The organism is Listeria farberi (assembly GCF_014229295.1).
Classification (GTDB): domain Bacteria; phylum Bacillota; class Bacilli; order Lactobacillales; family Listeriaceae; genus Listeria; species Listeria farberi.
The window spans coordinates 546,476-572,756 of record NZ_JAARZL010000001.1; the positions used below are offsets into that span (position 1 = coordinate 546,476).

The 26,281-nt window shown below is 37.0% G+C and carries 28 protein-coding genes; 19 read left to right on the top strand and 9 right to left on the bottom strand.

The window, feature by feature from the left end:
- The first annotated feature begins 74 nt into the window (after positions 1–74).
- The 12 genes from HCB38_RS02715 (at position 75) to HCB38_RS02770 (ending at position 12,236) form a co-directional block, all read left to right on the top strand.
- Positions 75–965, top strand: a complete 891-nt coding sequence (locus HCB38_RS02715) for a VOC family protein (RefSeq protein ID WP_185637476.1) — start codon at positions 75–77, stop codon at positions 963–965.
- A complete protein-coding gene (locus tag HCB38_RS02720) occupies positions 962–1,921 on the top strand; it encodes a ring-cleaving dioxygenase (protein WP_185637478.1) in 960 nt (319 codons plus the stop codon). The genes HCB38_RS02715 and HCB38_RS02720 overlap by 4 nt, the downstream gene beginning before the upstream one ends.
- A gap of 6 nt (positions 1,922–1,927) precedes the next feature.
- Positions 1,928–2,536 carry an alpha/beta hydrolase gene (locus HCB38_RS02725; RefSeq protein WP_185637480.1) on the top strand — a complete coding sequence of 203 codons (609 nt, stop codon included), beginning with the start codon at positions 1,928–1,930 and terminating at the stop codon, positions 2,534–2,536.
- 9 nt (positions 2,537–2,545) lie between these two features.
- Positions 2,546–3,166, top strand: a complete 621-nt coding sequence (locus tag HCB38_RS02730) for a flavin reductase family protein (RefSeq protein WP_185637481.1) — start codon at positions 2,546–2,548, stop codon at positions 3,164–3,166.
- A 329-nt stretch (positions 3,167–3,495) separates the two neighbouring features.
- Positions 3,496–4,752, top strand: a complete 1,257-nt coding sequence (hflX, locus tag HCB38_RS02735) for a GTPase HflX (protein WP_185618524.1) — start codon at positions 3,496–3,498, stop codon at positions 4,750–4,752.
- 65 nt (positions 4,753–4,817) lie between these two features.
- Positions 4,818–5,690, top strand: a complete 873-nt coding sequence (locus tag HCB38_RS02740) for a metallophosphoesterase (protein ID WP_185637483.1) — start codon at positions 4,818–4,820, stop codon at positions 5,688–5,690.
- Between the two features lie 5 nt (positions 5,691–5,695).
- Complete coding sequence (gene lplA2 / locus HCB38_RS02745; protein ID WP_185637485.1) at positions 5,696–6,685, top strand: lipoate protein ligase LplA2; 990 nt, start codon at positions 5,696–5,698, stop codon at positions 6,683–6,685.
- 152 nt (positions 6,686–6,837) lie between these two features.
- Positions 6,838–8,136, top strand: coding sequence for a glycoside hydrolase family 125 protein (locus HCB38_RS02750; protein ID WP_185637487.1), 1,299 nt, complete (start codon positions 6,838–6,840; stop codon positions 8,134–8,136).
- A 16-nt stretch (positions 8,137–8,152) separates the two neighbouring features.
- The gene (locus HCB38_RS02755) at positions 8,153–9,043 is read left to right on the top strand and encodes a carbohydrate ABC transporter permease (RefSeq protein WP_185318218.1); all 891 of its coding nucleotides are present in this window, start codon (positions 8,153–8,155) and stop codon (positions 9,041–9,043) included.
- Positions 9,044–9,054: 11 nt separating this feature from the next.
- On the top strand, positions 9,055–9,930 hold the full coding sequence (locus HCB38_RS02760) for a carbohydrate ABC transporter permease (RefSeq protein WP_185637489.1): 876 nt from the start codon (positions 9,055–9,057) through the stop codon (positions 9,928–9,930).
- A gap of 20 nt (positions 9,931–9,950) precedes the next feature.
- A complete protein-coding gene (locus HCB38_RS02765) occupies positions 9,951–11,204 on the top strand; it encodes an ABC transporter substrate-binding protein (RefSeq protein ID WP_185318220.1) in 1,254 nt (417 codons plus the stop codon).
- A gap of 3 nt (positions 11,205–11,207) precedes the next feature.
- Entirely contained in the window at positions 11,208–12,236 is a 1,029-nt protein-coding gene (locus tag HCB38_RS02770) for a glycoside hydrolase family 76 protein (protein WP_185637491.1), read from the top strand.
- 12 nt (positions 12,237–12,248) lie between these two features.
- On the opposite strand, the gene HCB38_RS02775 is transcribed toward HCB38_RS02770, so the two are convergent.
- Positions 12,249–13,367, bottom strand: coding sequence for a GntR family transcriptional regulator (locus HCB38_RS02775; protein WP_185318222.1), 1,119 nt, complete (start codon positions 13,365–13,367; stop codon positions 12,249–12,251).
- Positions 13,368–13,526: 159 nt separating this feature from the next.
- Between HCB38_RS02775 and HCB38_RS02780 the strand changes: the two genes are divergently transcribed.
- Positions 13,527–14,279, top strand: coding sequence for a hypothetical protein (locus tag HCB38_RS02780; RefSeq protein WP_185318223.1), 753 nt, complete (start codon positions 13,527–13,529; stop codon positions 14,277–14,279).
- A gap of 34 nt (positions 14,280–14,313) precedes the next feature.
- Positions 14,314–14,964: a GntR family transcriptional regulator gene (locus HCB38_RS02785; protein WP_185318224.1), complete on the top strand. Its 651-nt coding sequence runs from the start codon at positions 14,314–14,316 to the stop codon at positions 14,962–14,964.
- Between the two features lie 33 nt (positions 14,965–14,997).
- Here HCB38_RS02785 and HCB38_RS02790 read toward each other — a convergent pair whose 3' ends face one another.
- Positions 14,998–15,987: an NADPH:quinone oxidoreductase family protein gene (locus HCB38_RS02790; protein WP_185318225.1), complete on the bottom strand. Its 990-nt coding sequence runs from the start codon at positions 15,985–15,987 to the stop codon at positions 14,998–15,000.
- Positions 15,988–16,164: 177 nt separating this feature from the next.
- Here HCB38_RS02790 and HCB38_RS02795 point away from each other — a divergent pair, with 177 nt between their 5' ends.
- Together HCB38_RS02795 and HCB38_RS02800 are read left to right on the top strand one after the other, a co-directional pair.
- Positions 16,165–17,094: a diacylglycerol/lipid kinase family protein gene (locus tag HCB38_RS02795; protein WP_185618506.1), complete on the top strand. Its 930-nt coding sequence runs from the start codon at positions 16,165–16,167 to the stop codon at positions 17,092–17,094.
- Between the two features lie 24 nt (positions 17,095–17,118).
- The gene (locus HCB38_RS02800) at positions 17,119–17,451 is read left to right on the top strand and encodes a hypothetical protein (protein ID WP_185323125.1); all 333 of its coding nucleotides are present in this window, start codon (positions 17,119–17,121) and stop codon (positions 17,449–17,451) included.
- A 38-nt stretch (positions 17,452–17,489) separates the two neighbouring features.
- On the opposite strand, the gene HCB38_RS02805 is transcribed toward HCB38_RS02800, so the two are convergent.
- Positions 17,490–18,356, bottom strand: a complete 867-nt coding sequence (locus tag HCB38_RS02805; RefSeq protein ID WP_185318228.1) for an ROK family protein — start codon at positions 18,354–18,356, stop codon at positions 17,490–17,492.
- A gap of 156 nt (positions 18,357–18,512) precedes the next feature.
- Between HCB38_RS02805 and HCB38_RS02810 the strand changes: the two genes are divergently transcribed.
- Positions 18,513–18,896 carry a hypothetical protein gene (locus HCB38_RS02810; RefSeq protein WP_185318229.1) on the top strand — a complete coding sequence of 128 codons (384 nt, stop codon included), beginning with the start codon at positions 18,513–18,515 and terminating at the stop codon, positions 18,894–18,896.
- A 51-nt stretch (positions 18,897–18,947) separates the two neighbouring features.
- Here HCB38_RS02810 and HCB38_RS02815 read toward each other — a convergent pair whose 3' ends face one another.
- Positions 18,948–19,415: an Lmo0779 family protein gene (locus HCB38_RS02815; protein WP_185637493.1), complete on the bottom strand. Its 468-nt coding sequence runs from the start codon at positions 19,413–19,415 to the stop codon at positions 18,948–18,950.
- Between the two features lie 114 nt (positions 19,416–19,529).
- On the opposite strand from HCB38_RS02815, the gene HCB38_RS02820 reads away from it, so the two are divergent.
- Positions 19,530–19,802, top strand: coding sequence for a hypothetical protein (locus tag HCB38_RS02820; RefSeq protein WP_185637495.1), 273 nt, complete (start codon positions 19,530–19,532; stop codon positions 19,800–19,802).
- The gene (locus HCB38_RS02825; protein ID WP_185607603.1) at positions 19,799–20,146 is read left to right on the top strand and encodes a hypothetical protein; all 348 of its coding nucleotides are present in this window, start codon (positions 19,799–19,801) and stop codon (positions 20,144–20,146) included. The genes HCB38_RS02820 and HCB38_RS02825 overlap by 4 nt, the downstream gene beginning before the upstream one ends.
- Before the next feature lie 175 nt (positions 20,147–20,321).
- Here the strand turns inward: HCB38_RS02825 and HCB38_RS02830 are convergent, their stop codons facing one another.
- From HCB38_RS02830 to HCB38_RS02850, 5 genes are all read right to left on the bottom strand, one after another.
- Positions 20,322–21,200, bottom strand: a complete 879-nt coding sequence (locus HCB38_RS02830) for a PTS mannose transporter subunit IID (protein ID WP_003761108.1) — start codon at positions 21,198–21,200, stop codon at positions 20,322–20,324.
- Between the two features lie 19 nt (positions 21,201–21,219).
- Positions 21,220–22,032: a PTS mannose/fructose/sorbose transporter subunit IIC gene (locus HCB38_RS02835; RefSeq protein WP_070753454.1), complete on the bottom strand. Its 813-nt coding sequence runs from the start codon at positions 22,030–22,032 to the stop codon at positions 21,220–21,222.
- A 161-nt stretch (positions 22,033–22,193) separates the two neighbouring features.
- Complete coding sequence (locus tag HCB38_RS02840) at positions 22,194–22,679, bottom strand: mannose/fructose/sorbose PTS transporter subunit IIB (RefSeq protein ID WP_185318232.1); 486 nt, start codon at positions 22,677–22,679, stop codon at positions 22,194–22,196.
- Positions 22,679–23,113, bottom strand: coding sequence for a mannose/fructose/sorbose PTS transporter subunit IIA (locus HCB38_RS02845; protein ID WP_185318233.1), 435 nt, complete (start codon positions 23,111–23,113; stop codon positions 22,679–22,681). Before HCB38_RS02845 ends, HCB38_RS02840 begins: the two co-directional genes overlap by 1 nt.
- Positions 23,114–23,401: 288 nt before the next feature.
- Positions 23,402–26,218, bottom strand: coding sequence for a sigma-54-dependent transcriptional regulator (locus HCB38_RS02850; RefSeq protein ID WP_185607604.1), 2,817 nt, complete (start codon positions 26,216–26,218; stop codon positions 23,402–23,404).
- Positions 26,219–26,281: the final 63 nt, after the last annotated feature.

Here is a 26,281-nt window from a genome sequence, read left to right on the forward strand (position 1 = left end):
GTGAGCATAAAACTTTTCTTTTTGATAGTTTAGTTATAAACTATAATTAGTAATTAAGAAGGAGGTACAAACAAATGATCAAAGGAATCCATCACGTATCCGCGCTAACGAAATCATTCAGCGAAAATCATCGTTTTTATTCAGACATATTAGGGCTACGGCTCGTAAAAAATACAGTAAATCAAGACAATATTCACATGCGTCACCTATTTTACGGGGACTATACAGGAAGCCCGGGCACCTTGTTAACATTTTTCGAAGTACCTCGCATCGGCTCAAGCTACAACGAGCGCGCCTTTTTCGGAAATATCACCCTAGGAATACCAAACAGCACAAGCTCTTACTGGGAAAAAAGGCTAAACGATTTTGCCGTTTCTTTCCAAAAAGAAGAACAGACTTTAACCTTGCAAGATCCCGATACAATGGGCATTATCCTAACGGAAATACCAGAAACCATTTCTAACCCAACCATCCACACCGATATCCCGCCTGAAAAACAAATTGTTCGGATTATCGGCGCAGACTATCACGTGCCGGACCCGAACGCGACGAGCCAATTTTTCACGAATCTTTTTGGCTTAGAAAGTCATAATGGGGTATTAGTAGATAAGGACAAGATGAGTTTTACGAAATTACATGTCACGAGTTCAGACAAAAAATCCCGCACAGGACGCGGAACAATCGATCATATTGCATATACTTTAGAAACGAAAGAAGCTGTTGATGAACTTCACGATTTAGCAATGAAAAACGACTTGAAAATTGAAGAATTCGTTGACCGCGAGTATTTTAAAAGTTTATATATTCGCGAACCAGGTGGCTTAAGAATTGAATTCGCAAGCGCTGGCCCCGGTTTTACAATTGATGAACCACTCGAAACATTGGGCGATAGACTAGCCTTACCAAGCTTTTTAGAAGAAAAAAGAACAGAAATAGAAACTTATTTTGGAGGAGATTTATCATGATTAAAGATTTAAAAGGAATTCACCACGTAACAGCAATGACAAGTAGTGCCGAGAAAAATTATGCGTTTTTTACAGAAGTTTTAGGGATGCGTTTAGTGAAAAAAACTGTTAACCAAGACGATATTCATACGTATCATTTGTTTTTCGCAGATGACAAAGGTTCAGCGGGTACGGATATGACATTTTTTGACTTCCCTAATTTACCAAAAGGACGCCACGGAACAGATAGTATTTCTCGCGTAGCTTTCCGAGTACCAAGTGACGCGGCGCTGGAATACTGGCTTGACCGCTTTGAACAATTAGAAGTTCCGCATAGCGATATTAAAACTCTATTTGGCAAAAAATATCTCACCTTCCAAGATTTTGATGACCAACAATTACAACTAATTTCTGATGAAAATAACGAAGGCGTAGCAGCGGGGACTCCTTGGAAAAAAGGGCCAGTTCCAGAAAAATATGCGATTTATGGTTTAGGACCAGTATTTTTAACCGTTGTTTCTTTGAAAAATATGGATGCGATTTTGCAAACAATTTTTGGCTTTAAAAAAGTGGCGGAAGAAGATGGACTTCATTTATATGAAGTAGGCGAAGGTGGTAACGGGGCGCAAGTGATTGTCGAAGAACGTACCGATATCCCAGCTGCAATGCAAGGCTACGGCGGTGTTCACCATGTAGCTTTCCGAGTAGAGGACCACGAGGAGTTACAAAAGTGGATTGACCGCATGAATACAATCGAGGCACCTAATTCTGGTTATGTAAACCGCTTCTACTTTGAATCTTTATATGTACCAGTTTCCGAACGTATTTTATTTGAATTTGCAACAGATGGCCCGGGCTTCGCAAGTGATGAACCATACGAAACACTCGGTGAAAAATTAGCCCTGCCACCATTTTTAGAACCAAAACGCGCAGAAATTGAAAAAATGGTACGACCAATTAATACGAAACGGAGCTGATAAACGATGGAACATATTTATATTCCAGGAAAAAATAAAGAATTAGCTCCACTATTACTACTTCATGGGACAGGTGGCGATGAAAAGTCGCTTGTCGAAGTAGCGGAGTTTATCTCGGGTGATGCAGCTGTTTTATCCTTACGTGGTGACATTAAAGAAGGCGGAGCAAATCGATTTTTCAAAAGATTTCATGATGGCAGTTTGGATTTAGAAGACTTGGAAAGCAAAACCTTGGAATTAATCACTACAACGCGCGAACTGGCTAAAAAATATCAACTGGATTTTGAGCGAATCATTGCGGTAGGTTATTCTAACGGCGCAAACATTGCCGCCAATGCACTTCTTCAAGCAGAGGATAGTTTTCATAAAGCGATTTTATTTCATGCAATGTCAGCTGGAAACAAACAACCCGAATTTTCGATTAGCCATCGTAGTGTATTTCTGTCTGCTGGTTTAAATGATCCGCTTATTACAGCGAAAGCTTCCGAAGAATTGGTTAAAATCCTTGAATCGCGTGGTGCAAACGTTGAAACAGTTTGGACAGCAGCTGGGCATTCACTAACTATGGAAGAACTAGAAGAAGCGAAAAAATGGTATCAAAACAACCAGAAATGAGGAAAGTAGATGACTATTTTTAAAAGTGCTGATTTATCTCAAAAAGAAAACTACAAATTTTTAACTGGAAGTATTATTCCCAGGCCAATCGCTTTTGTAACAACGCTTGCTGATGATGGGGTGACGGTCAACGCCGCCCCGTTTAGTTTTTTTAATGTTGTTTCAAGCGATCCAGCGATAGTTTCGATAGCTGTTCAACGCGCGGATGGTAAGCAAAAAGATACAGCTAGAAATGTGGCTTTTACGAAAGAACTAAATATTCATATCGTTAGCGAATCTTTTGTAGAAGAAATGAATAAAACTGCCGCGCGACTTGCATCTGATGTGAGCGAAATCGATAAAACAAACTTGCATTTAGAGCAAGTTCCTGGAATGAAAACTCCGAAGATTTCCGAGGCCAATATCATACTTACAACTAAACTAGAACAAATCATTCCGATTAAGAATGATGCTGGTGAGGTTGTTTCCGATTTAATTCTGGCACGTATTTTGACATATGATTTCGCCGACGAAGTGTTTGATTCTGAGCATCACTATATTTTGCCAGAAAAGCTTGCACCAGTTGCCAGGCTTGCAGGAAATGACTATGTGAAACTGGGGGATATTTGCGAGATAGAACGACCAAATTAACGAGAAATAGTTGCGAAACAAAAGCGCCCATGTTAAACTAAGGGCATCTAAAATGAACGGAGGGTTGCCCATCATGCGTTATATTAGACTACGTTTCCCAAAAAATCTATGCAACTAATTTAATAGTGCGGGAATATCCATGCTTATTTAGTATGGGTAACGGGATTGGTCTTGCGTGCATGTATGGCACCCAAAATAAATATGGGTAGAATGAAGGAGGAATACGCTTCATTTGAAAGCAAGCTAGTATCTTTGAGATGCTATTTTTGTGTTTTCATCTACTCAAAAACCCTGACCGCGCTGAATCTATTTTCAGGAGGTCCTTTTTTATGGAGAAAAAAGTATTAATCGTTGGTATAAGCCAGAAACAAAAAGATTTTGATTATTCAATGGAAGAATTAGCCAATTTAGCGGCTGCAAATAATATGGAAGTAGTGGGCGAAGTACGGCAAAATATCGACCGTGAAAATCGTGCTACTTATGTTGGAAAGGGAAAAGTGGATGAGATCAAAGGCTTAGCAGAAATGCAGGATGCCCGCTTGATTATTTTTAACGATGAACTTTCGCCATCGCAAATTAGAAACCTAGAAGAAGCGTTAGAACTGGACGTAATGGATAGAACGGGGTTGATTCTGGCTATTTTTGCGAACCGAGCAAAAACAAAAGAAGCACAACTTCAAGTCCAAATTGCCAAATTACAATATGAGCTTCCGCGTATCTTTGGACAAGGTGAAGATATGGACCAACAAAGTGGGAAAGGCGGGCTCAGCAACCGTGGCTCAGGTGAAAAGAAAATCGAAACCGATCGCCGTACCATCAAACATCAAATTCGCCATTTACAAAAAGAGTTAGACATGCTCGTGGATGACCGTGAAGTACGTCGTCGCAAACGAAAGAAAAATGAAATTCCGGTGGTATCACTCGTCGGTTATACAAACGCTGGAAAATCAACAACAATGAACGGTTTAGTGCGTGCATATAGCGAAACTGCAGACAAACAAGTTTTTGAGAAAGATATGCTCTTTGCTACACTAGAAACGAGTGTACGCGAAATTGTTTTACCGGATAACAAGCAATTTTTGCTCACAGATACAGTTGGTTTTGTTAGCAAACTTCCGCATCAATTAGTGAAAGCATTCCGCTCCACGCTAGAAGAGGCGCGTGACGCTGATTTACTCATTCATGTGGTAGATTATTCGGATCCCAATTATAAAATAATGATGAAGACGACTGAAGAAACGTTGAAAGCAGTTGGTGTGGAAGATGTTCCAGTTATTTATGCGTACAATAAAGCGGATCTTTTAGAAGACGAGATATACCCTAAACAAACAGAAAATACGATTGTCTTTTCAGCACGTGAAAAAGAAAGTTTAGAATTTCTAACTGAAGTGATTCGTCAAGAATTGTTCGCCAGTTATGAAAAAGCAACCTTCTTAATTCCGTTTGAAGCGGGGCAAGTTGTCGCTTATTTAAATGAGCATGCTAATGTGTTAGAGACCGAGTACTTGGAAAATGGCACACAGATTGTGGCAGAAGTGAGTCCAGCTGATTTACAAAAACTAGCAGAATACCAAGTAGTTGAGTAAAGCGAGTTCCCACTTAATTTGCTATAATGAAACCTACAGCAAATTAAGTGAGGAGATTTCTAACTATGAAAAAAACTGGATGGGGTTTACTTAGCGCAGTTGCTGCTTTCACAGGATATGCATACTGGTCAACCAAACATTTAACTGTAACAGATTATGAAATAGTATCAGATAAAATTCCAGCAGAATGGGACGGCGCGACTTTTATTCAGCTGTCTGATCTGCATAGTGCAAGTTTTGGTTTATATAATAATCCGTTGCTCAGTATGGTGAATGAGCTAGCTCCGGATGCCGTTTTTTTAACGGGAGATATGATTGATGGAGATGAGGCGCCATATGTAGCGATGGCAGTTGTACGCAAATTAGCTAAAGAATTCCCGGTTTTTTATGTAAGTGGAAATCATGAGGGTCGAAGCGCATTTTACGAAGATTTTAAAGCAGACATGGAGAAACATCACGTTACTGTCCTTGAAAATGAACGCTATTTTCTAAAAAAAGATGGCGCCGCAATCATGGTAGTAGGCGTCCGAGATCCTCGTTTTGTAAGAGATGACTGGGCAGAAAAAGAACTACCAAAAGAAGTTTGGGAAGAAGCGGCATTAAAGGAAGCTTTAGACGATGCGACAGCTAATTTATCACCGGATTACTTTACGATATTACTGGCGCATCGTCCGGAGTTTTGGCCACTATACCAAGCCTATCCAATTGATTTAGTATTATCTGGACATGCGCACGGCGGTCAATTTAGACTACCTTTAACAGAAGGCCTTTTCGCACCGGGACAAGGTCTCATGCCAAAATGGACAGCTGGGATTCACCACGCTAGCGGAAAAAGACTCATTGTTAGCCGCGGGTTAGGCAACGTAACGAAACTTCCACGCTTATTTAATGACCCGGAAATCATTCGAATTACGCTTAAAGCAAAAGGGGATGCTTAAGAAAAGTGATTTATTTAGACAATGAAGATGTGCTCGATCAAGCGTACAACTTCGCTATGGAAGAATATGCGCTTCGTTCTTTAGACGAAAATGAAACGTATTTTATGTTTTATCGGATGAAACCAACGATTATTGTTGGTAAAAATCAAAACACACTAGAAGAAATTAACCATGCTTTTGTCAAAAAAAATCATATTGATGTTCTTCGCCGTTTATCTGGTGGAGGAGCTGTCTATAACGATGAAGGCAATATTAGCTTTAGCATGATCACAAAAGATGACGGAAATAGTTTTCAAAATTTCGCGAAGTTCACAGAACCAGTTATTCGAGCGCTTCGCAATCTTGGTGTAAATGCTGAACTGAGTGGTCGAAATGATATTGAAGTAAATGGCAAAAAGATAAGTGGCAATGCACAATTTGCAACCAAGGGTAGACTTTATAGCCATGGGACTTTACTTTTCGATGTCGATTTATCCATGCTCGAAAAAGCATTACAAGTAGATCCTGAGAAATACTTGTCTAAAGGTGTTAAATCCGTACGCAGTCGTGTAACAACAATTCGCGAACATTTAGCAGAAGATATCGATATTCTGACTTTTAAGCAAATTCTACTTGAAACTATTTTTGAAACGAAAGATATCCCGCGTTATACTTTTACGGAAGCAGATAAACAGGGTATCGAAAAATTGCGTACAGAGCGTTACCGGAACTGGGACTGGACGTACGGGAAGTCACCAAAAGCTATTATAAAACGAAAAAAAAGATTTCCTGCTGGAACCATTGAATTCCAAATTTCACTAGAAAAAGGTCAAGTCAAAGAAGCAACGATTTATGGGGACTTTTTCGGTACAGAGGATGTTACTCAATTAGCCGAAAAAATAATCGGTTGTCGTTTTGAACGAAAATCTATTCAAAAGGCTTGGCAAGAAATAAATGCGAAAGACTATTTTGGTGGAATTGAAAAAGAAGCTATTTTAGATATGCTGTTTGAATAAGGTTTAAAACTCTGAGATACAGATTCTCAGAGTTTTTTTAATGTATAAAGAAAGCGATTTCAATTTTATGTTGACAGGAATTAAATATATATAGTATTATTTAAATATGATAAATGGTGATTAAATATAATTAATTAAAAGGAGTGAAACATTTGGTTATCGCAAATCGTGCTTTTATACAAACAAGTAAGGAAAAAATAAAAAAAGAAATAAACAATCAAAAATTAGTTGAAATGTATGAAAAGTGTATGGAAAATACATTAGATACTACCATTAAAATTCGGGAAAGTGGTCTTACATTTATTTTAACAGGTGACATTCCAGCAATGTGGTTACGTGATTCTGTATGCCAAGTACGACCGTTCCTTCTTTTCGCTAAAGAAAATGAAGAAATTGAGTCGATGTTGATTGGTCTTAGCAAAGAACAAGTCCGTTTAGTTGGAATTGATCCTTATGCTAACGCTTTCAATGAAACGCCAAATGGAGCTGGGCATCAAGCTGATAAAACGGAAATGCATCCACAAGTATGGGAACGAAAATATGAGATTGATTCGTTATGCTATCCGATTCAATTAGCATACTTTATTTGGAAAATTACTGGAAGAACAGAACAATTTGACGCTGCATTCTTCAAGATGTTACAAACGATTTTTGCTTTATGGGAAGTAGAACAACATCATGAAACAAAATCGCCTTATCGTTTTGAACGGCTGGACTGTGTTCCTTCTGATACTTTAAAAAGAAACGGATTAGGAACAGAAACTGCTTACACAGGTATGCTTTGGTCAGGATTTAGACCAAGTGATGATGCTTGTGAATATGGGTATCTCATTCCTTCAAATATGTTTGCAGTAGTAGTTTTAGGCTATGCTAAAGAAATTATCGAAACTTTTTATCCAAACGAAATAGAAACGATTAAACAAGCTACTACCTTACAAAATGATATTCAATTAGGGATAGAAAAATTTGGTACATATAATCATCCGACTTTCGGTGAAATATTTGCTTTTGAAGTAGATGGTCTTGGAAATCAATTGTTGATGGATGATGCAAATGTTCCAAGTCTACTCTCTATGCCAATCATCCAATATCTTGAGAAAGAGTCGCCAATTTATCAAAATACGAGGAAGTTTATTTTAAGTAAGTCAAACCCGTATTATTTTGAAGGTGAGCTTGCACAAGGAATTGGTAGTCCGCATACACCAGCAGGATATATTTGGCCAATTGGACTGGCGATTCAAGGGTTGACTGCAAGAGATAAATCAGAAAAACTAGAAATTTTACAAATGTTGTTAAGAACAGATGCGGGGACTGGATTAATGCATGAATCGTTTCATCCAGACCATCCGGAAGACTTTACGCGTGAATGGTTTTCTTGGGCGAATATGATGTTTTGCGAATTAATTCTTGATGTAGCCGGATTTCGGATGGCAAGTGTTTTAAAGAACTAACGAAGGAGGCTTAATGATGGCAACGATTAGAAATAAATCTGTTCAAATACATCAACAACGAATGGCTTACCTTTTTATTGCGCTTCCTGTTTTATTACTAGCGATTTTTATGATTCTTCCAATTGGAATGGCTCTATTTGTCAGTTTTACAGATTATGATATTGTTAATTCTCCCAATTGGATCGGCTTTGACAATTACATAAAAATGTTTAGAGATCCTTATTTTCTCATTTCATTAAAAAATACGATTATCTACACAGCTCTGTTTGTACCACTTGGTCTTGTAGCATCGCTTGGGGCTGCCATCTTGATTAATATGAATAAAAAAGGAGCAGGTTTGTTTCGGACATTCTTTTATGTGCCGGTATTATGTTCTACGGTAGCAACAGCGACTATCTGGTATTGGTTGCTTAATCCGCAGTATGGTTTGATTAATCGTGTTTTAGGATGGTTTGGAATTAATGGTCCAGCATGGCTTTATGATTCGAACTGGGCGATGTTTGCAATTGTTTTGATGAGTGTTTGGATGACATTTGGCACAAATATGATGATTTTTCTTGCTGGGCTTCAAGGTATCCCAGCTAACTTATATGAAGCTTCTAAAATTGAAGGCGCTTCAAGATGGAAGACATTTCGTTATGTCACTTGGCCATCCCTTTCTCGGACTACTTTTCTCGTAACAACAATGCTAATTATCAATGCTTTTCAGGTGTTTGACCAAGCATATGTATTAACAAAAGGCGGTCCAGGAAACTCAACTATCACACTTGTCTACTATATTTATAATGAAGGCTTTGGCGGATTAAAAATGGGTTATGCTTCCGCAATTTCTTTTGTGTTATTTTTAATCATACTAGTATTTTCAATTATCAACATGCGTGTAAATAAAGAAGATAGAACAGCTTAAGGAGGTTTGATATGAATACCATGAAATTAAAAAAAATGAGCAAGTCGTTCATTTGGTATATTGCAGTACTTCTAATTAGTTTAGTGACTGTTTTTCCACTTATTTGGACAGTATCTACTTCTTTTAAACCAACGAGTGAAATTTTAAGCAATGGTATGAACTTAATTCCTAAAATGTTTACTTGGGATAATTACAAAGATGTTTTTAGTACAACGCCATTTGCCCGCTATCTAGTAAACTCGCTAATACTTGCACTTGGTGGAGTCCTTACTAATTTATTCTTCGGATCATTAGCAGGTTATGCTTTTGCTAAACTTCCTTTTAAAGGAAAAAAAGGACTCTTTATGACATTTTTAGGAAGCATGATGATTCCAGCAGTAGTAACAATGATTCCCTCTTTTTTAGTATTAAAGAATTTTCCATTGATGGGTGGTAATGATATTACTGGTCATGGGGGAATGGGTTTTATTAATACTTATTGGGCAATTTTGATTCCAGGAGCCGCTGGTGCATTCTCGATTTTTTTCATGAAACAGTTTTTTGAAACATTGCCAGATGAACTTTCTGAAGCTGCAAGAATAGACGGTTGTTCGGAGTTTAAAATCTTTTGGAAAATCTATATGCCGCTTGCTAAAACTGCACTAGCTACTCTTGGAATAATGACATTCCAGGCAGGTTGGAATCAGTTTATGTGGCCTTTAATTGTTCTTAATTCACAAAAAATGATGACCGTTCAAGTAGGACTCGCCTCTTTTCAATATAATGAAAGTGCCAATTATGGGGCTTTAATGGCTGGGACAATTGTTTCCACCATTCCTGTATTGTTTGTTTTTATTTTTGCACAAAAATATTTTGTAGAAGGTATTGCGCATAACGGTGGTAAATAAACTAAAAAGGAGTGTATAGGATGAAAAAAGTATTGTTAGCGATTCTTAGTATGGTATTGTTGCTCAGTTTAGCAGCTTGTGGTGGAGGTTCAGACAGTAGTAAAGATAAAGGCGGGAAAGAAGAAATTGTTATGTGGGGCTCTTGGTCAGGGGATCAAATTAAACAGTTAGAGAAACAAATCGATAGTTATAATAAGTCACAAGATAAATATAAAGTAAAATATGTGATGCAAGAAAATGTGGAAGAAAAATTATTAACAGGAATTGCGGGTGGCGAACTCCCTGATATTATAATGTGGGATCGCTATCAAACAGCTCTTTATGCACCAAAAGGGGTGCTTGAACCTCTGGATAAACTTGTCAAAGAGGACAAAGTAAAGATGGATGATTTTTATGAAGAATCGGTGAAAGAAATGACCTATAGTGATAAATTATATGGTTTACCACTATTAAATGATAACCGAATTCTATTTTATAATAAAAAATTATTACAAGAAGCTGGCGTAAAACCACCAACTACGTGGGATGAATTAGCAACTGCAGCGCAAAAAACAACGAAATGGAATGGAAGTAAAATGACGCAAGCAGGGATGTCACTTCAAGATGTTGGTTTGTTTAACTTGTATTTAATGCAGGCAGGCGGGGAGCTAGTAACTTCTGATAATAAAAAAACAGCATTCAATTCAGAACAAGGTTTAGAAGTACTAAATTATTGGGATAAAATGCAAAATGATTTAAAAGTGTACCAACGCGGTTTTGATGATGGTTCCGATGCTTTTGCAGCTGGAAAAGAAGCAATGACATACAACGGTCCGTGGGCTTTAGCAGATTATAATAAAGTAGAAGACCTTGATTATGGTGTAGTAGAACCGCCTAAAGGACCAAATGGTGATAAAGGCGCTATCATGGGCGGGTTTGGATTAGTAATGCCTAAACAAGCCGAACATAAAGACGGCGCATGGGACTTTATGAAGTGGTGGACAACGAAACCAGAAAATGGCGTAGAATTTGCCAAAATTAGTGGTTGGTTACCAGCAAACAAAATTGCTGCTGAAGATGAATACTTTACGAAAGACCCCAATTATTCTGTTTTTGTAAATACAATGAAATATGCTAAAATTCGTCCAACTGTGGCAGGTTATGCAGATGTAGAAGGTTTAGCAATGAAACCTCAATTTGAGAAATTCATGAATGGTAATATTTCAGCTGAAAAAGCTTTATCACAAGCTGAAAAAGAAGGAAACCAAATTTTAAAAGAAGAGAGAGATAAATAAACGATGAAATGGTCCGAATATGCAAATTTAGCTCAACAAAGTTTAGAAAAATTTTATCTTGCCGATACAAAAGAACAATTTTTAAATAACTTTTATCCGACAGAAAACCCCGAAGAAGATAATAAAGTTTTTAATTATTGGTGGCTAGCTCACTTGGTTGAAGTACGATTAGATGCTTACTTACGCACAAAAAAACAAGCGGATTTGGCGATAGCCGAAAAAACATATCGGCATAATAAAAACAGAAATGGTGAAACGCTTATTCATGATTTTTATGATGATATGCTTTGGAACTCACTTGCGGCTTATCGTCTATATAAAGCGACTGGAAAACCAATTTATTTAGAAGATGCACAGTTGGTTTGGCAGGATTTAGTGGATACTGGTTGGAATGACATCATGGGAGGTGGCTTTGCATGGCGTCGACCACAAATGTATTATAAAAACACGCCCGTGAATGCACCGTTCATTATTCTTTCTTGTTGGTTATATAATGAACTTAATGAAACGAAATATTTAGAGTGGGCAATGAAGACCTACGAATGGCAAAATAAAGTCCTTGTACGCGAAGATGGCTTTGTGGAAGATGGAATTAATCGTTTAGAAGATGGAGCTATTGATTATGAATGGAAATTTACTTATAACCAAGGTGTTTATATCGGAGCTAATTTAGAATTATATCGTATTACTAAAGAAGCAAAATATTTAGACACAGCGAATAAAACGGCGAGTATATCATTAAAAGAATTAACAGAAGATGGTATATTTAAAGATGAAGGAAATGGCGGAGACGAAGGGCTTTTCAAAGGAATCTTTTACAGATATTTTACAGATTTAATAGAAGAAACAGCAGATAAAACTTACCGGGATTTTGTACTAAATAGTTGTCAAATACTCGTTGAAAATGCAAAAGTAGATGGATATTTGTTAATGGGAATGAACTGGAAAGAAAAACCTTCTGGAAAAATTCCTTATTCAGCAGAATTAAGTGGAATGATCGCACTTGAAATGGCTGCAAAATTAGAACAGTAAAAAAAGCACCTCCTACTTGGAGGTGCTTTTTAGCGGCTCGACTGAATCTCCTTCTACAAGCAGTGGAGGTAAAGTTTCTTTATTTATCGTATCTGGTTTTAGTACTTGATTTAAAAGCATATCAACTGCTTTAACGCCTATTTCGTATTGGGCTTGTTTAATATGGGTAAACTGAAAGGCTGAGGTATCAAAAAAATTATCTGGATGATCAAAACAAACAACTGATAAATCAGCAGGAATGGATTTGCCTAACTTACTACAAGCTTGTTTTATCAAAAGTGCGATATTATATTCAGTTGCTACTAGGGCAGTAATTTCCGGATGTGTTTTTAAAAAATGAGCAATTTTATCAATATCTGTTTGGATGGAAACAGTTGAATTTGGCATCACTGATTCAATTTCACGAAAAACATAATCAGAATGAAAAGCTGTGTGAAAAGATGCATGTCCACGAATAAATCCATTCACTCGACTATCAAGCGTAGACACGGGACTAGTAGATGTTATCATTCCAATGTGCTTATGGCCCAGTTCAAATAATTTCTCCGTAATAATTCGACCAGCTTCTGTATTGTCGGAGCTAATAGAAGATATCGGTAAACCTTCTAACGTACGATCTATCACAACTAAAGGGAACTTTTGAGAAGCAAGCTCCAGTAAGGTTGGTGAAACAAACTTAGAGCTAGCAGGTAAAATTAGTATCCCTGCAACATTCATTTCTATAAACTCTTGCAGGATTTCTTCTTCTCGCTCAGTATCTCCGAGTGATTTTTTTACGATAATATGAGCTTTAGAATCACTATATTCTAACATACCAGATAATAAAATGGTTCCAAAAGTATCGTCGAAGTTTGTCATAATACAACCAAAAAGCGGCTTATCGAACTTCCTGGTTTCTGTTTGTTCATTATTAGGGGAGGCATTTATAACAAAAGTACCAACACGAGGGCGTCTTGAAATATACCCGTCTTTTTTTAATAACTCCAGCGCTTTTTTTAACGTTATACTGCTCACATCAAATTGAGCCATTAATTCATTTTCAGTCGGCATTTTGTTGCCAACAGGAATCTTGCCTTCTTGAATGGATAATTTAAGCTGATTATAAACTTTTTGATATAGTAGTGTTTTCATTTACTCACCCATTAAATATATTTTATAGTATTAATTATATTTAATTTTAGCTGCAATGTAAACTAATTACAATAAAAAAGTGAAATTCTCTTTACAAACTTTAATAAATGGATAACTCATGTTAAACTTAAATTTAGGAAAAAAGGAAAAGGTGTAGAAATGGCTATAAAAAAATTAAATGATTTTTATTTTAAAAAACTTAGTAGCTGGAATTTAATACATAGCTTTTTGAAAGGTTTTTGGAGAGCGTTATTTTTATTAGTGCTACTTTTAATTATTGGTAACATTATAGTCATGAATTTATTGGATAATCGTTTTTTTATTCCAATAATTTTAATTAGTTTACTCTGTATTCCACTTTTTTATTATCTGTTGATTTATAATCGGGCGAAAAAATTTATTAAAACCCGCTATCAGTTGCGTAATTTTAAAGAGTTAGCAGTTATGCGTCGCTATTTATTATTTGCTTATTTAGAAAAAAGTGGTTTCAGTTCAAGAGATGACTTAGAAAAACTACTTCGGTTTATTCACTCTGAAATGGCGGAAGAGAAAAAGAACTATAAACCACTTAGTACGATGATAGGTGTTTTTATCGCTGCATTTCTAGCTATATTAGGCGGGTCTTTTCTATTTTTAATGAATGACGTAGCTGAACGACTCATTGCGGCAGTGATAATTATCGTCATGGCAATAGTATTGTATTTTTTCGGGATTACGATCATGTCAGTTATTCGTTCTAAATCAGAAATAAATGCAAAAAAAGAGCACGAACTAACAAAAGAAATAATTGCTATTCAAACAGCTATGCTTGTCACAGAAAATACAAGCTACCATCCTTTTTTAGCGATGGAGAAAAAAGTGAATGAAAACGATTTTTTGAAAGAGATTATTACATCACGGTCCTTTTTATAACATAATTTTTTAGGCACACTTAGGAGGCAAAGTCATGACAATCAAACGCAAAGAGACGAGAGAAAGTGTTTGTTATCGGGAAATTAAACAAAAGATTAGAAACGGGGAGCTAAAGCCAGGCGATCGCTTAATAGAAAACACATTATCTGAGCAGTTGGGAATTAGCCGGACACCCATTCGTAAAGCTATCGGGATGCTTGCAGCAGATGGATATGTGGAATACAATGATTTTCGCGGTGCTTTTGTTAGGGATAGCATTATTAATAAAGAACGCTATTTTGAAATGACAGAGATTATTGGTTTATTTTTAAAACAAGCCATTCAAAAAATTCGTACAAAAAAAATTAGTTTCAATAAGATGCGTGTGGTCGCTAAGTTAGTAGAAATTGAACGTGAAGTAGAACCAAGTGATCCAACAGTGTATTTTGAATATGAGAAATGGTTTGTTAATGATTTATTAACCTATATGAAAAATAATTACTACTTAAAAATCAGTAATGACTTTTTTAATAATATTCAAGAGTTTGGTGATGAGGAAGTAATTAAAATCGCTCAAAACGCTTGTGTTAAAACAATCGCTAATATTCAGCATTTTATTGATGCACTGGAAGAACAAAATTATGATGAATGTATGGCCATCATTGATCAGGTCATTGATGCTCATGTATTAGTCGCTTATCGGTAAAAAGCATTGTCCCACTAAAAAGGGACAATGCTTTTATTTTATTTTTACTAAATATCTTCCGGTTATTCCACCATGCATGATTTGATGAAGGGCATCTGGTAAATCTGAAAAAGCAATTTCGGTGACTAATTCGTTTAAATTAGTTAATTTAAAATCTGTTGCAAGCCGATTCCAAATGCGTTCTCGTTTTGGCATTGGGCAGAGAACAGAATCAATACCAAAAAGTTGAATTCCACGTAAGATGAAGGGGAAAACAGTTGTATCTAATTTTCCTCCTGCTGACATACCACATGTTGTTACTGCCCCGCCGTACTTTACAGCAGTTAGTAAGTACGAAAGTGGTTTTCCACCAACACAATCAATCGCTCCTGCGTATAGTTGTGTATCTAGAGCACGGATTTTTTCTGGTTGGAATGCTTCTCGGGAAACGACTTCTCTGGCGCCTAGTTTATGTAAGAATGTTTCTGCATCTTTTTTTCCTGAAGAAGCTACGACTGAATATCCTCTTTTAGCTAAGATGGCTGTACTAAGACTACCAACTCCGCCAGTAGCTCCACTCACAGCAATTTTTCCGGTATCTGGTGTGACGCCACTAAATTCCAGCGCGTCGACAGAGAGAGCTGCTGTGAAGCCTGCTGTTCCGAGTATCATAGCTTCTTTGAGTGTTAAGCCTTTTGGTAAAGCGACCACCCATTCCGCGGGAACTCGGATAATCTCGCTATAACCGCCAAAATAGCTAACACCAAAATCATAGCTTGTCACGATAACTTCATCCCCGGCCCTAAAACGGTCTGATTTTGATTCAACAACGACACCACTTGCATCAATTCCTGGAATAAAAGGGTATTCATTCACAATTTTTCCGTCAGGAAGTACAGCCAGTCCATCTTTGTAATTAATACCAGAATAATGTACTTCAATCGTTACTTCATTTTCTGGCAAGGTATCTAAAGTAGTTTCTCTAAAATGAAGGGAAGTATTATCTGCTTCTTTTTCAATGAAAAGTGCTTGAAATGATTTCATTTATAAATTCCTCCACAACTCTATTTTGTGTTCATCTTCACTTTACGACTTTTTTCGGCATTTTTCAAGGCTGTGACTGGTACAAATCCCTATTTCAAGGTAAACTATAGTAGTGAAGATGCCTATATTATGTGTGAAAATATAAATAGAAATTTTTTGTAAGAGAGGGTGAGTGCGATGGGTAAGGCACTATTGATTGTGAATCCATCATCAGGTAAAGAAAAAGGAAAAACGTATCAAGGAAAAACAGAAGAAGTATTAAAAAAGCGATATGAGGAAGTAGAAGTACGTTTAACGGAAAAAGCAGGTGATGCGACTGAGTTTGCTTCTTGGGCATCTGAACAAGGGTTCGATGCAGTTATCGCAATGGGCGGCGATGGAACGTTAAATGAAACTATAAATGGTTTAGCAATCCATGAAAAACGACCTGACTTTGGCTTTATTCCACTTGGGACTGTCAATGATTTGGCACGTTCAGTGGGCATACCGTTAAAACCAGAAAAAGCGATTCAAGCACTGGAAAAAGCAAAAGCAGTTCCAATGGACATTGGACGAATTGGTGATCAATATTTTATGAACGTATTAGCCATTGGAATGATTGCGCAAGCTGTTGACCAAGTGAGCGTAGAACAAAAAACAAAATTTGGTTCGGTAGCATACTTTTTAGAAGGACTAAAAGCATTTAACAGGAATGAACTACTCCATTTTAAACTAGAATATGATGACGAAGTATGGGAAGGTGAAGCGGCACTTGTTGTAGCTGGTTTAACAAAATCTGTCGGCGGGATGGAATCATGGGCTCCCGATGCCAAAATTGATGATGGTCATCTTCATGTCATCGTTTTAACTAAATTAGGACTACTTGATGCAGCTAATATGATTCCGCAATTAATACGGGGGAATTTAAAAAATAGTGATGGTGTCGTTTATATTAAAACAAAGAAATTAAAGATCGATGCAAGCGGAGATGACTTAAGTATCAATGTAGACGGCGATCCGGGTCCAGGTGTCCCTGCTGAAATCGAAGTCTTAGGGAGCCATTTAAACATCCTCGCACCTAAACAAAGTGGCAAGAAACGTTTCGGTCCATTCATACTGAAAAAGTAAAAGAATAAGGAGATGAGAAGCTTTATGGAAGAAGAATTAGAAGTCATTCATAAAGGTCTTGCCAATGCGAAAAATGGTTTTAAAGCGGTCCCAGGGAAGCTTTATTTAACCAAAACTTATATCGTACACAAGCCGAATGATTACTTTGACGAAGAAATTAATATTCCATTGAATCGGGTCTCTAAAATTCGCGGAGTCCGAACAAAAATTCTTGGAAAAGAACTATTATCCAACATTTTAGAAGTAGATATGATTTCAGGTGTGAAGTATCAATTTGTTGTAAATAAACAAAAGAAATGGCTTGAAGCAGTCGCGAAAGTATTAGAAAGCCGCGGCGAACCAGAAAAATTAGCATAAAAAGAAGCTGGCGCAACAAAGTGTCCAGCTTCCTTTTTTTATGTTAAATGAAAGGCAGTTGCCCCGATTAAGTTGGCATCATTTCCAAACTGACAACTAACTACATTTGGGCGGATTGTAGCAATTGGAACACTCGCCTTTACTTGATCCACATAGTTATTTAATTCAGTTATAAAATCAGGACGTTCACTCACACCGCCACCAATCACAACCATCTCAGGATCAAGCGCATACTGCAAATTAAAAATACTACGAGCTAAATAATAAAACATTGTCTCAAGTTCTTCTTTGGCGACCTCATTTCCTTCTGATCGAAGCTTAAAGACAAGATGGCCATCCACTTCATCAGCAGGGAGTTCAAGACGTTCTGAAATCCGATTAGCAGCATTTACGACAGTACCAAGCTCGCTAAGTGTGTGTCCGTCACGGTCCATCAACATGTAACCAAATTCGCCGCCATGTAAATTCGCGCCATGATGTACTTTACCACCACGAATAACCGCGCCACCTACACCACTTCCAAGTATCATAAAAATAATATCTTGTTTTTCTTTAGCTGCTCCAATCCAAACTTCTGCTAAAGCCGCACAGTTGGCGTCATTTTCCATTGCAACTGGAAGCCCGAGTTTTTCTTCTAGTAATTGTTTGAAAGGAAAGTTATGTATGTAAGGAATTGCGCTCGCTCCGCCAATGATGCCGGTTTCATTATTTACTGCACCAGGACAACTAAAAGCGGCACCTTGGAAAGAATAGTCATAATTAGATTTCACATCCACCAATAATTGTATCATTTCATCCAAATTATCCGGAGTTGTAAATTTACCTTTTTCTAGTATTGCACCTTCTGTTGTTAAAACGCCATACTTCACTGCGGTACCACCCATATCAAATGCTAGTATCGTCATAACCCAGTCTCCTTTTATAAAAAGTATATACTTATCATACTTTTAAATAAGACAAATGACAAATAAAAAGTGAAATTACTTTGCTAAAAATTACCGTCACTTTCGAGTTTTGTGCTATAATAAAGCAAGAATTTGAAGCGCAGGAGGAAATGGTTAGTGGAGATAAAGGTTCAAAAAAAATTGACTGACGGCAGAATCGCTTTTAGTAGTGAATATGGTGAATGCGTTGGTATATGGGCCGATGAAGACCCAGAACCAAGTAGGGTTTACACGGTAGAAATTACGATACCTGATATGATTACCGCGGAACTTTTGCATGAAAGTGAAGAAAAACATTGTGTATTAGAAATAGATGAAGATGGCTTAGTTCATGTAGTTGGGAAGTTAGAGGACTACGAGGAAGATGGCTTTGCGGTACTCCGTCTAGAAGAAAGTATTATTTGTTTTGATACAAAATTCAGCGAAGAAATCGAAATGCTCCATGGAAGATTTGTTGAATTTGTTATTCCAGAAATAGAATTAAGTAATGTTGGTATATAAAAAAACGCCATGCTCCATTCTCTTAAAAAGGGAAGGTGAGCGCGGCGTTTTTTAGCTATATGTAGTAAATACAGCGAGCATTTTTTCTAAATCTTTTTCAGATCTTGCAAAGAGCATCAAACGTTGGCGATTAGTTTCAATGACTAACACACCGTCTTCCGATAAATTCATCCGTTCGATTTTAGCGTATGGGAAGAATAGAAGGGCATAATAAAGTCCTGTTTCTTTAAAAACGGCTTTTGAACTACGGAAGAAACAAATATAGATGAATAATACACCCATAACTGCAAGTAATACCGAAGTAGAGAACGGACCTTCACGAAAGAATGTATTGGAAACAAATAAAAGAATAATGATTCCAACGAAAATATAGCCATCCCAACGTCCGCGAGAACGCAATTTGACACTTAAGACTGTTTTGCCTTTTGAAAGAGGAATTACTGCATCATTATACAAGATATACAGTAACGTCAATATGTTGGCAATGAATAAAAAGATATTAGTAGCATCCCAAACCATTTAGTTATCACTCACAATCTATCATTGGTATAGTTTAGTCATATTGTAACATAATTAAGCGAGGAAAAGGGAGAACTGGCTTCAAGATTGATTTCCTCTAATGCAGCCATAGATATGCCAAGTTTATTAAGTGGTACAAATCCTGAAGATATTGTTGAAATTGCTATAAGAGAAGGCTGGATAGTTCAACCATTAAAGAAGGGAAGTAAAAGCGGGCTGCTTTTTTCGGAGGGTGGAGGCTACAGTGAGAATGCACCTTCTGGAAGTTCTCTATACATCCAGTATCGTCCTGGTGGCGCTCATCATGGGCAGGGAGCATACTATAAAGTATCATCTCCTAAAAATGGAACGATACGAATTAATATAGAAGGAGGATTGCTAGAATGACAGAAAAAGATGTAGAAGAACTCATGCTAATGCATAAAAGAATTATTGAAAATTTAGAAGAATTTTCTATGCCTGCCAAACAACAAATGGAAAAATTAAAAGGTTTTGCTGTTACTGATGAATTGGCATCAGACTTTTCCGATATTGCATTACAATATGCAAAAATATTATTTGACCACAGTTGGTTAACAAAAGAACAGCTGGATATGTTTCTTGTTGTAGATAAAAAATTAGAAGGTATGTCAAACAACAAAGATTTGTGGAGTAATGAAGCATTAGAAACAAGTATTGAGTGGGCTGAATGTAGGGAACAAGGAAAAGAAATATTAAAAACTCTTGGATAATAGCCAGTATAGGAGGCGTAGAAGAAACGAATAAGTAATAAAAAAGTGTTGATGGAAATGGCAAAGCGAAGTAAGTATTTGCTGGACTGGATAAAGAAATGAGAAAAAATGTAGATAAGACACAAAAAAGAACCGGGATTAATCCCGGTTCTTTCCAAATTATTATAACCACCCATTACCCAAGCGGTGAATACCCAGCTGGTGGAAGTCCTAAGATACCTGACCAGTAACCAAGAATACCAACAACGAATAGTCCCAAAATTAGCCATAAAGCATTGACTTTTTTCTTCAGAATCCACATACAAGCGAATGTTAGAAGAAGGGCAAGAAGACCTGGCATTAGTTGGTCCAAGATACTTTGGACAGTAGTTGGAACGTCTTTACCAGTTTTAGAGTCTTCAGTTGTATAAGCTACAAGTGGAACATAAATTGTTGTCCACTTATTAACGAGGGCACCCATAACGAATAGTCCGAGAATGGAAGCTCCTTCAGTTAGTTTTTGGAGCAGACCGCCAGACATATCAGATACAACATCTGTACCTTTTGTATATCCGTAGAATACGCCCCAATAACGGAAACCTAGACGAATTGCATTAAATAATACGAAGAATAAAATTGGCCCGATGATACTACCATCAGTGGCAAAACCTGCACCTAAAGCGGCAAGTACCGGACGAACAGTTCCCCAGAAAATAGGATCCCCAACACCGGCAAGTGGTCCCATTAGACCAACTTTTATACCATTGATAGCACCATCATCAATATCAGCGCCATTGGCTTTTTGTTCTTCCATTGCGGTCGTTACACCTAAGATAGGTGCGGCCATATATGGATGGGTATTAAAGAACTCAAGGTGACGTTTGATAGCTTGTTCTCTATCTGGTCCTTTTTCTGGATAAAGACGTTTGATTACTGGAATTACTGAGAAACAGAAACCTAAAGATTGCATACGTTCAAAGTTCCACGACCCTTGGAAGAGGTTGGAACGAATGAAAACGCCCATTAAATCACTTTTCGTTATTTTCTTTTCATTAACTGTAATTTGTTCACTCATATTTTTTCTCCCCCCTTCCTTAGTCGTCAAGATCGTCGTCGAGATCATCTGCTGATCGTCCGCCGCCGCCCCCGCCGTATTGTTGGATAGCTTCTTTCAATTGATATTTAGGATTTAGTTGGATATATACGATTGCTGCAACTAGCCCTAGAACACCTAGTGCTACTAAGTTGAAGGCAGTAAATGCTGCTACAACAAAGCCTAAGAAGAAGAAAGGCATTAAATATTTAGCTGACATCATGTTAATAACCATTGCGTAACCAACAACAACGATAAATCCGCCAGCTACGTTAAGACCATTAACAATAACATCAGGAATGGCATTGAGTAAATTTTCTACGGCGCTAGTACCAACTGTTACCGCAACGATAACGGCTGGAATTGCGATACGCATTGCTTGAAGTAGTAGTGCAGTAACATGTATCCAGTCGAGACTTCGCAGATTACCTTCCTTACCAGCTTTATCAGCCATGTGTTGGAAAGCAACTGTAATTGTACGAACTAGAATTGTAAGTACTTGACCAAGAGCAGCTAAAGGAATCGCTAGCGAAATACCTACACTGATATCTTGTCCCCCTGTAATAACTAAGATAGTAGAAATAATAGATGCAAGTGCAGCATCAGGTGCAACAGCAGCTCCGATGTTCATCCAGCCAAGCGCGATCATTTCAAGTGTTCCCCCAATAATGATACCGGTTGTAATATCCCCTAAAACAAGACCGATTAACGTACAGGCAATTAATGGACGGTGCGTTTGCCACTCATCCAAAATACTACCCATACCACTAATACATGATACGAGGAATACAAGGATTAATTGTATTGCTGACATATATTTCCCTCCCAATTTTTCTTTAAAATGATAAAAAAGATAATTTCAATATGATGACTGAATAATGAAAGCGTCTGTTACATGAGCTATTATTCATGAATCACCCCTTTAAAGGTCTTCCTTTAAACATTTATATATCTTTCTATGTTAAAAATGAAAGCTTATTTTTCTTTATCGAGTAGCGGGATAAGTTTTACTTTATTATCAGAAGCGACTTTACGGATTTCAAGTTCGATTCCTTTTTCATCTAGTTTGCGGAATGCTGCTTCGTCAGCTTCGTCAACAGATACTGCATTAGTAATCATATGTTTACCTTCGCGGAATGCCATACCACCAATATTTACTGTAGTGATATTAACTCCAGCTTCTACTAAAGTTAATACATCTGTTGGGTTAGTGAATAAAAGCATTACTGGTGTTGTAGCGTATTTAGGATTGTTATATACACGAATTCCTTTTTGTACATCGACAACACTTGCTTTAACTCCTGGAGGTGCTACTTGTGTAAGAAGGGTTTTACGTACTTCATCTTTTGCTACATCATCACTAATAACAATAATACGTTCTACCTGTGTTTCTTTTGTCCAAACTGTTGCCACTTGACCGTGAATTAAGCGATCATCAATACGTGCTAAGCGAATTTCCATTATAAATCGTCCTCCCCGACTTCTGTTTCTTTTTTTGGTAATGATGCTTTCAGTGACTTAACGCCATCACTTCCTGCTGTTAAAGCTGTCTCTACTAGATCTTTTTGATTACTTGCTGCACGCATGGAAAGTGTTTCAAGTAACATTGGAATATTAACGCCCGTTACAACATCCATATTTTCTTCTGGAAGGGCAATTTGGCTAGATGCATTATAAGGACTACCACCAAATAAGTCGACCATAAAAATAACACCTTCTGAAGTATCTAATTTATCTAGTTTTTCTTTATACTTGGTAATAAGCGTATCCGTGTTTTCTCCAGGTACAAATGTAATAAATTCAACATTATCCTGTTTGCCAATAATCATTTCAGTTGATTTGAGCAATTCACGCGCCGCTTCACCATGTGTGCCAATAATAATTGCAACTGGCATAAGTATCTCCTCCTTAAAGCGTGGATATAAAGCATCCATTAATACTAACGCAAAAACTGTGCCAACTTTTCTGTATCAAACGCCCCCCTTTATTAATAGAAGTGGTTCAAGGCTTCTGTAAGCGTGTACTAAAAGGTGAATAGGAGCTTAATACGCTAAATAACTACATTAATACACTAAATACTTATCTTAGACATACATACAACATTACCCTAAAAAATGTAGCAGAAAACGCAATAGTTGAAAATAAAAAAAGCCAACGTAAGAATTTTGTTGGCTTTCTGATGTTTATGAAAGTACTTCTGGTTGAATTTCGTTCAAAATATCATATAAATAGCATAGTTCATCATTTGTAAGTTTTAAGTTCATTTTATAGATGACTTCTTTATTTGTTTGTTCTAAGGCAGTGAAAATATCTGTTTCTAGCATATTTTTTGGTTCACGGTAGGTTAAACCATCATTTAGAACCATTCGTTCTAAGGCACAACCAACATGGATGAGTAAATTGATTTTAAAAGTATTATCTAGTTTGTAGCCTAGTTTTTTTTCTAAAACACTTGCAAAAGAGCTCAGAATTTCGATGGTTTTCTTTGGATTAAGATAGGTTAGAAATTCATTAAGGCTTTCTTCAATAATTTCTTTTGCGATTCGACCCGTTTCGCCCTTTTTAACTATAATATTGCGTTGCTTCACAAGGCTAACTAGTTGTTCTTCACCATCAATGCCAAAAAGTCGTTCAAGTGGTATGAAGGGGATTTGAATTTTGGGATCTTGAATTCCGACAGCCATTAGAATATCGTTTTCTTCTTGTAGCTGTTCTAATCTTGTGTCCATTTCATGTAAGCCGATTGGGATGACTTTAATGGCGTCGGTTGTGATGGTATCTAAAATATTTTCGATAAATAGTTGAAGTTTTTCAGCTGTTCCTTCGCCAGTCGCACAAATAGTAACGATAGCGTGTGGCTTTTGATTAGAATCGAGTGTATCATCATCAGAATTATAGCCTCCGTAGCCGCGGAAATCTTTCAGGGAATCGTAAATACTATCTAGTTCCATATCAAGAATGTTTGATTTACGAACAGCTTCGATAACTGTCGCAGTTGAAACCATATCAATTGAGCGAACCGGAATACCAGTCCGTTCTGAAATAACTGGAGCAAAACTTGTGAGCGATCCCATATCAACAAGTAGAAGTAGACCGCGTCCCATATCCATTTCCTTCGCTCGTTCAGTCAGCTTATCTAGAACGATTTTCGGACTTTGATCAAGCGGCATATCAATTCCTTCGACTAATCCTTCGCCGAGTAATTTTTTGGCAACGCTAACCATACTGCTAGCGGTATTATTTCCATGAGTAGCAACAAGTACAGCAACTCGCGCATTTTCTTGTTCTTTGAGTAGCGAGCTAATGAGAAGGGTTAGATACATTACTTCCATATTTGGAACGCGAATGTGGAAGGTAGCCTCAATATCATCTTTAATTTCACGAGATAATTCGTACGCTTCAGGTTGATCATTAACCACATTTTCGATATTCGTGTATTTTAACGGTTTGTTACTTTCAATACGTTTAATAAAGGAAGTTAAGTGCAGACTAAAAGCGAGTAAGAAACGCTCATTTAACTTTTTGCCTAGCTGATGCTCGATTCTTTGTTCAATACCTTCTGCAAAATTAAGGATTTCTTCATTCACGATTTTTAAAATATTTTCGCGATTATGGATGGTGTTTTTGAATTTGTTATAGAAACTGTTAAGGTGGATATCAATATCCATCTTGATAAATTTCTTAATATCGTCATCTTCAACACCTTGATCCATTAAAATAGAAGCTTTATCTTCAATAATTTTGTAAAGATTGAAGTTTGGCTCATATTCGTCAGATGTGATTAACGTGTTGTTTAGCTCAGGGAAAATAGTCGTGTAAGGCTCTAGATATTCCGCGATGGCTTGAAGTTCTTTGCGTCGATTACTAAAGTGGAAAAAGCCATCTTTAATATTTATCGGTAAAGTTTTAAAATCGATTAAAATTTCATCGTCTTTATCAAAACTGTTTAAAAAACCTTGCGCACAAACGAGTTGAATGTTAGATTTCAACTGGCCAATATTACCATAAGTAGTATTACCAATCAGCGCCTTGGCAGCCTCATCTTCAATCCGAATCGGTTTATTTACACGGTGCGCCTCGCTAGAAAGTAAGTATTTAAGTAGTTCCACCCGTTCAAAAGCAGTTCTTTCTTCTAAGCTTGGCAAAGTAATAATAATCGGAATGCGACGCATAAATGTTTTTAATAAGGAAGATTCCGGATTTTCTGTCGTTGCTCCAATAATTAAAACATTGGATTTTCGTGTTCGGTCAGTTTCACCGAGTTTGTTGTAAGTGCCAGAGTCCATTAGATAAAAAATCATTTCTTGGCCTTCAGGAGGGAGACGATGAATTTCATCAAGGAATAAAATACCACCTTCTGCTTTTTCAACGAGTCCGCCTTTATCATTTTCAGCTCCGGTAAAGGCACCTTTCACATGACCAAAAATGTGAGACATCAAGAGTTGCGGGTTATTATAATAATCGGCACAGTTGAAAATAATAAATGGGGCATCAGCCGGCAATCGTTTGGCATGTTGCGAGAAACGATACATTAAGTTAGCAAACAATGTTTTACCCACGCCAGTTTGTCCAAGAATCATTGTATGTAAGCCGTTTGGTGGATAAAGTACTGCTGCTTTGGCTTGTTCGACAGGGGTTTTAAGACTATCATTTACGCCAATTAAATCATCGAAAGGGCTTCTTTCAACGATACTTGGCTTCAAAATTTTCAAAAGCGCTTCGCAACTTTCAAATTCTAGTTCATTATCTGAAAGCACACGGCCAATTTCTTCTTCCACAGATCTTTTCGGAAAATAAAGCACTGGCCGCCCAACGATTTTAATAATTTTTCCTTGTCTATGGAGTTCATTTAATTCCATGCTGACGTTATTTCTTAAAATATCTAATGTTTTTGAAATAGTAGTTGCAGTAAAACCTTCATTATTTTCTAGTTGCTCACGAATCGACTTAGTTGAAGGGGTTTCTAAAATAAATTCATAAATGCGGTCAATACGCTTCAATTATAATACCTCCAATTAGTGTATTGAAAAACGGAGTGTGTATTAAATGATGCTAATACACTC